This window comes from Pseudoalteromonas sp. MelDa3 (genome assembly GCF_002863625.1).
GTDB classification, from domain to species: Bacteria; Pseudomonadota; Gammaproteobacteria; order Enterobacterales; family Alteromonadaceae; genus Pseudoalteromonas; species Pseudoalteromonas arctica.
Map to the genome: position 1 here is coordinate 1 of NZ_PJBR01000186.1, position 2564 is coordinate 2564.

Below are 2564 nucleotides of genomic sequence, written 5' to 3' on the forward strand. Positions count from 1 at the left end.
GTTACTTTTGTAAATTATGTTAACTTTATATTTGTAAACGGTTGTAACTTTTAGTATTTGTGAGGTCGATTTTCTTCAAAATAATGCAGAGTTAATCTTGAGCAAAAAATAAAAAACGCGTAAGTTAACCGAGTTACCTATTTTAATAACAAGAAAATAAATGAAAGCCAAAGAGATAGAACAATTAGAATTATCAAATTCTGAAACCCGAGAAGTTATTACACCCTACGCCTTTAAAATTGACAATGCTTTACTAGGCTTGCCTTTGGCTACACCAAGTAGGCGTGCATTAGCGATTATTATTGATGTTGCACTGATATTTTTAGCAGCCAAGCTCAGCGCGGCTTTAATAGCATTTGTCGCTGCAATGGCTTTTTATAAAGGTACGGCTCAGCAATACCTTCCAAAAATGTCGAGTGTGTGGCGAAGAATCTTAAAAGTAACGGCAGCAAGTATTTTATTTGTAAGCGCACTTACTGTGCTTTCAATTGGCATAGATTACCTAGAAGACGATAACGCAGATCAAAGTTTGGCTGTTCAGGGTGTAAAAATACAAGATGAAATTCTGCTTACCGCCACAGAAAAAAAACAGGTAAATACTTATTTAGCGCAAACAGCCGATGACAGCTGTGATCAACCTTGCCAACAAAACGCACTTGATAATTTAATAGGGGAAGTTCCCAAATTAGCAGAGATGGACGACCTACAAAACCCACAACTTGCTACCGTACTTTTACAACTATTAGTACTCAGTGAAAATAACGAAATAAAGCCTGCACAGTTAATAGAAGAAAAACCTGCACAAACAACCACAAATAGTATTTTGCAGTGGAGCAAAGGCATTATTCAAGACTTAGGCTTAGGTTTTGGCTGGGCTGCTGTTTACTTTACGTTGTTCTCGTTACTTTGGCGCGGCCAAACACCGGGTAAAAAGGTTTGTAATATCCGTGTTGTCGCCTTAAGCGGCGAGCCATTGGGTTTATTAGATTGTTTTGGTCGCTACGGCGGCTACGGTGCAGGCTTTGCCACCGGGTTATTGGGGTTTTTACAGATATATTGGGATCCAAACAGACAAGCTATTCAAGATAAGATATCAGCCACGGTAGTTATTCAGGGAAGTTTGAACCAACCAGTGAACGTTGAAACGGTTGTAGATGCAGTGAAGGAGTAACAAAAACTAACAAGATTATAAAAAAGAATAGCTATAAATAAAAAAAAGGTCTAAAATTAGGGCTTAATTTAGTTCTTTTTAGGTGTTTTATGAGACAAGTTTTAGCTGATTGTTCGGCAAGTATTTCAGAACTTAAAAAAAATCCAACGGCGCTTCTAAATGAAGCAGATGGCGCTGCAATAGCAATATTAAATCATAACAAACCTGCAGCTTATTTAGTGCCTGCACAAATGTATGAGCTACTAATGGAACAGCTAGATGATTATGAACTAACTAAAGTTGTTGAGAGCCGCAGAGGCGATTTATCTCAAGCGGTTGAAGTTAGTATAGATGACTTATAAGCTAAAGTTTTTACCTGCAGCACTAAAAGAGTGGGGAAAGCTTGCACCTCCACTTAAAAGCCAGTTTAAAAAGAAGCTTACTGAGCGCTTAGACAACCCGCATGTGCCTGCATCCAAGTTGCGAGGCTTTGATAATGTTTATAAAATAAAATTGCGTACGGCAGGATATCGCCTAGCTTACGAAGTTATTGATGACGAAGTTGTGGTTTATGTACTGGCAATTGGTAAACGCGATAAAGATGCAATATATAAAAAGTTAGCATCGCGAGTTGAAGAATAGCTTGGTTGCTGAGCTGTAAAAGCGGTGTTTTGATTCCTCAAAGAAAGCCAGACGTTTCTTTTTGGTTCGTTATTAATACAAGGATAGGTATGGAAGTCTTATCCGCAATATATTTATTTTTTACCGTAAATACAAATGCCTCAGAGTCTATTACTTTAGCCAAAACCTATCAGTTAAATCTAGCATTTTAACTGAACAGCGCGGTTATAGTGTTTATTTACCATCAAGTTATAACCAAGAACATTAACGGATATATCTTATTAATTATCGATGTCATGTGCCTTTGGGGTAATAATTATCTTAATCGCTATTTTAAAGGTGGAACCCACAGCACAGTAGCGGCGCTTAGTTGGTATTATGGATCATAAAATGATAAATGTTATGAATTCAGTAGAAAGTATTGCAAGGAAATAAAATGAGTAATAATTTTAATGAGGTGATAAAGGGCTTTTTTTGGGGAGTTGGGTTTGTAATCGCAACTCTTGGAGGTATCAGTGTATATGCGCTAACAATAGCAGCTGAAGTTGATAGTGGATTTAAAGAGCTGGTTTCTAATAAAGTATTAGATAGCACGTCTGATTTAAGTAATGATTACAAACTTACTCTCTCTGATATTTTTAAAGAAAATGGGCGCGTAAGAATAACCGCAGAGCTAAAAAATATAACCAACGAAAGCATATATGCTGGTGGTGTTATCGCTTCTACATTTGATGAGAACGGCAAATTTGTTGGTAATTGTTTAGGTAAAAGTGATGACATCTCCATAGAACCT

At 37.0% G+C, this 2564-nt stretch carries 4 protein-coding genes; all 4 read left to right on the top strand.

The window, feature by feature from the left end:
- Positions 1–160: 160 nt before the first annotated feature.
- Positions 161–1171, top strand: coding sequence for an RDD family protein (locus CXF89_RS18905; RefSeq protein WP_121955459.1), 1011 nt, complete (start codon positions 161–163; stop codon positions 1169–1171).
- A gap of 89 nt (positions 1172–1260) precedes the next feature.
- Positions 1261–1512, top strand: a complete 252-nt coding sequence (locus tag CXF89_RS18910) for a type II toxin-antitoxin system Phd/YefM family antitoxin (protein WP_121955460.1) — start codon at positions 1261–1263, stop codon at positions 1510–1512.
- Positions 1502–1792 carry a type II toxin-antitoxin system RelE family toxin gene (locus tag CXF89_RS18915; protein ID WP_121955461.1) on the top strand — a complete coding sequence of 97 codons (291 nt, stop codon included), beginning with the start codon at positions 1502–1504 and terminating at the stop codon, positions 1790–1792. The genes CXF89_RS18910 and CXF89_RS18915 overlap by 11 nt, the downstream gene beginning before the upstream one ends.
- Positions 1793–2207: 415 nt before the next feature.
- Positions 2208–2564, top strand: a 357-nt coding sequence (locus CXF89_RS18925) for an ATPase (protein ID WP_121955462.1), incomplete at its 3' end; no start/stop codon positions are given.